The organism is Methyloceanibacter sp. (genome assembly GCF_050728395.1).
In the GTDB taxonomy this organism is placed as follows: domain Bacteria; phylum Pseudomonadota; class Alphaproteobacteria; order Rhizobiales; family Methyloligellaceae; genus Methyloceanibacter.
In genome coordinates this window covers 1-4,148 of the sequence record NZ_JBOHJB010000157.1, presented here as the reverse complement: position 1 = coordinate 4,148, position 4,148 = coordinate 1, and the positions used below count along the sequence as shown (strand labels likewise).

At 64.0% G+C, this 4,148-nt stretch carries 3 protein-coding genes; 2 read left to right on the top strand and 1 reads right to left on the bottom strand.

Translation table 11 applies throughout. The annotated features are described in order from the left end of the window. Together ald and ACREC7_RS15945 are read left to right on the top strand one after the other, a co-directional pair. Nucleotides 1-947 (top strand): alanine dehydrogenase (gene ald, locus ACREC7_RS15950; protein WP_431556675.1); only part of this gene is annotated, 947 nt, incomplete at its 5' end. Between the two features lie 183 nt (nucleotides 948-1,130). Beyond that, entirely contained in the window at nucleotides 1,131-3,068 is a 1,938-nt protein-coding gene (locus ACREC7_RS15945) for an adenylate/guanylate cyclase domain-containing protein (RefSeq protein WP_431556674.1), read from the top strand. Nucleotides 3,069-3,080: 12 nt separating this feature from the next. Here ACREC7_RS15945 and mmsA read toward each other — a convergent pair. After that, nucleotides 3,081-4,148, bottom strand: a 1,068-nt coding sequence (gene mmsA / locus ACREC7_RS15940) for a CoA-acylating methylmalonate-semialdehyde dehydrogenase (protein ID WP_431556673.1), incomplete at its 5' end; no start/stop codon positions are given.

Here is a 4,148-nt window from a genome sequence, read left to right as displayed (position 1 = left end):
GGGCTGAGGCCGTGTTCGCCGAGGCCGAGATGATCGTCAAGGTCAAGGAGCCTCAGGCGGTCGAGTATCGCCGGCTCAAGCCGCATCAGATCCTCTTCACCTATCTTCACCTGGCACCAGATCCGGAGCAGGCCCGCGGCCTGATGGCATCGGGCGCCACGGCCATTGCCTATGAGACCGTGACCGACGCGAATGGCGGGCTGCCGCTGCTTGCGCCGATGAGCGAGGTTGCCGGCCGCTTGTCCATTGAAGCTGCCGCCATTGCGCTGCGCCGCCCGACCGGCGGACGCGGCGTGCTCATGGGCGGCGTTCCCGGCGTTCGTCCAGCCAAGGTCGTGGTGCTCGGCGGCGGTGTCGTCGGCACGCATGCGGCGCGCATGGCCGCAGGCCTCGGCGCCGAAGTCTCCATCATCGACCGGTCGCTGCCGCGACTTCGTCAGCTCGACGAGCTGTTCCATGGCCGCGTGCGCACGCTCGCCTCGACCATGGACTCGATCGAGAGCGAAGTGCTCGGCGCCGACGTGGTGATCGGCGCGGTGCTCGTCGCCGGAGCGAGCGCACCGAAGCTCGTTACCCGCGACATGCTCCCGCGCATGAAGCGCGGCGCCGTGCTCGTCGATGTGTCGATCGACCAGGGCGGATGCTTCGAGACCTCGCGGCCGACGACGCACGCCGACCCGACCTTCGAGGTCGACGGCATCATCCACTATTGCGTGGCGAACATGCCCGGCGCGGTGCCGGTCACCTCGGCGCAGGCGCTGAACAACGCCACGCTGCCGTTCGTGATCAAGCTCGCGCACAAGGGCCTGGCTGCCTTCGATGACGACCCGCACCTTGCCGCCGGACTGAATGTGCGCGGCGGCCGGATCATGCACAAGGCGGTCGCGGCTTCGCTCGGCTTCGACGGCGCTTCGACGGAAAAAGTTCGCCTCGTCGCAGCCGAGTAGCTCGCGACACCACATTGTTGCTTGGACGCTTCCCCCGCGTCCATTTCGCCGGTCCGATTCTCCCCCCGAACGGACCGGCTTTTCTTTGCTTGAAGCTTCGAATTCGAACGCGCGGCGTCCATGCGGTTGCTCGGAGCCAGCGGGAAGCGTAAGTTTATGGTCAGTTCCCTCCTGGAGGGGGCAATGGCCGATCCAAGCAGCCGACGCAAGCTCGCCGCCATCTTGAGCGCGGACGTGGTCGGTTATTCCCGTCTGATGGCGGCCAACGAGGCAGCCACCGTCGAGACCCTCAAGTCCTATCGCGGCATCATCACCCGCCTGGTGGTGCGCCATGGCGGCCGCGTGGTCAACGCACCAGGCGATGCGCTTTTGGCCGAGTTCCCGAGTGCGGTCGAGGCGGTCCAGGCCGCGATCGAGATCCAGCAATCGGTTGAAGGGCACAACGTCGAGCTCGAAGCTGACCGGCGCATGCAGTTCCGCATCGGGGTCAACCTCGGCGATGTGATCGAAGAAGCCGACGGCACGATTTACGGCGACGGCGTCAACATCGCCGCGCGCCTGGAGGCGCTCGCCGAGGGCGGCGGCGTTTGCATCTCTTCTACCGTCTACGACGCCGTCGAAGGCAAGCTTGCCTTGGGGTTCGATTTTCTGGGAGAGCACCAGGTCAAGAACATTGCGAAGCCGATCCGCGTCTACCGCGCGCGCGCCGAGCCCAAGCCGCCGTCGACGCGCGCTCGGTCGAAACGCAGCATGCCATGGCGGATCGCCGTACCGGTCCTGGCGCTGATTCTGGCGCTGCTCGGCGCGGCCGGCGCGTGGAATTGGTCATCTCCTCCGGTTTCGCCGTTACCGGAAAAAGGTTCAATTGCGGTCCTGCCGTTCGACAACATCGGCGGCGATGCCAAGTGGGATCGCTTTGCCGACGGCATTACCGAGGACATCATTACCGATCTGTCGCACTCCAAGGACCTCATCGTCATCGCCCGCAATTCCACCGAAGTCTACAAGGGCAAGCCGGTCGACATCCGGCAAATAGGCCGCGACCTCAACGTGGAATATGTTCTCGAGGGCAGCATCCAGCCGCTAGACGAGCGGATTCGCGTGACCGCCCAGCTCGTTGAAGCCGACTCCGGCAGCCATATCTGGTCCGAGCGATACGACCGGCCAGTCGAAGACCTGTTCGCAGTGCAGAACGACGTCACGCAAAGAATCGCCGCCACGATAGCCGGCTCCGAGGGGGCGGTGGCGGAAGCCGAACGCAGTCTCATCAGACGCAAGCCGCCCGCGAATCTCACCGCCTTCGACACCTACCTGCTAGGCATGGAGGCAAAACACAAGGTGACGAAGGAAGCGTTGATCGAGGCAGAAGGCCTGTACCGCAAAGCTATCGAGCTCGATCCGCAATTGGCGCGGGCTTACTACGGGCTGGCCACTGTCCAAATGTATTTGATCGACCTCGGCTTCGCGCCTTCCGTCGATGAGGCGCTGTCAACCATGATGGAGGCGGCCGAGAAGGCGGTGCAGCTCGATCCCGACGATGGCAAAACGCATCTGGCTCTCGGCGGGGCCTACGCCTATTACGGGAAAGCGGAGCAAGCTCTAGCAGAGTTCGACAGGGCTGAAGCTCTTTCACCCTCCGATGCAGACCTGCTGCTCGTGATCGCCTGGACTATTCCCGGGTTCGGTCAATCGGCACGGGCCGTGAGCCTCGCGGAACAGGCGCTGAAGCTGAACCCTCGTTACCCCGACTGGTACAATCAAGGACTCAGTTACGTGTTCTTTTTTGGTGAGCAGTACGACAAGTCGGTGAAATACAGATTGCTCGTGAAGGAGCCCGTTGCCCTCGACTATGCCTTCTTGGCCATGGGTTATGCGTATTTGGGTCGCACGGGCGATGCGGAGGCGGCTGCCGCCAACGTCAAAAAGCTGGATCCCACCTGGATTGCCGAACGCTATCTCAGTGATGGGGGTGGCTATGCGGAGAAGGAGGCCGAATTGTTTGTCGATGGCGCGCGCAAGGCCGGACTGCCCGACTGCGTCCCTGCCGACAAACTCAAGGACATGCCCAATCTGATCCACGTCAAATCCTGCGACCAGCAACGCGCCAAGATCACCGGGTAAGCCAGTCCGGTGTCACTTGAGGCTCGGAAAATTGAACTCGGCGCCGCCGCGGATGCCGGTCGGCCAGCGCGCGGTCACGGTCTTGAGGCGGGTGTAGAAGCGCACGCCTTCGGGGCCGTAAATGGAATGATCGCCGAACAGCGACCGCTTCCAGCCGCCGAAGGAATGATACGCGACCGGAACCGGGATCGGCACATTGATGCCGACCATGCCGACCTCGATGGAAGAGGCAAAGGCGCGGGCCACGTCTCCGTCGCGGGTGAAGATGGCGGTGCCGTTGCCGTATTCGTTGCTGTTGACGAGTTGCGCCGCCTCCTCATAGCCGCTCGCGCGTGCGACGCATAGAACCGGCCCGAAGATCTCCGTCTTGTAGATGGACATGTCCCTGGTCACGCGGTCGAACAGCGAGCCGCCGAGGAAGAAGCCGCGCTCATAGCCTTGCAGCTCGAGTCCGCGCCCGTCGACCACGAGGTCGGCGCCTTCCTTCACGCCCTGGCCGATAAGACCCTCGATGCGGCGCTTGGCATCTGCCGTGATCACCGGCCCCATCTCCGACTCAGGATCGGTGGCGGGGCCGACCTTCATCATGCGGATCTTGGGTGCGAGCGCCGCGACCAGCAGGTCTCCAGTGTTCTCGCCGACGGGCACCGCGACCGAGATCGCCATGCAGCGTTCGCCGGCCGAGCCGAAGCCCGCGCCCATCAGCGCATCGACCGCCTGGTCCATGTCGGCGTCGGGCATGACGATCATGTGATTCTTGGCGCCGCCCAGCGCCTGCACGCGTTTGCCCGCGGCGGCGCCCCGCGTATAGACGTACTCGGCAATAGGCGTCGAGCCGACGAAGCTCACCGCCTTGATGTCGGGATGGTCGAGGATCGCATCGACCGCTTCCTTGTCGCCGTGCACGACATTGAGCACGCCTGGCGGGAAACCGGCCTCCTGAAACAGATCCCAGATCAGCATCGAGGTGGAGGGATCGCGCTCGGACGGCTTCAGCACGAAGGTGTTTCCGCAAGCGATTGCAACAGGATACATCCACATCGGCACCATGGCCGGGAAGTTGAACGGGGTAATGCCTGT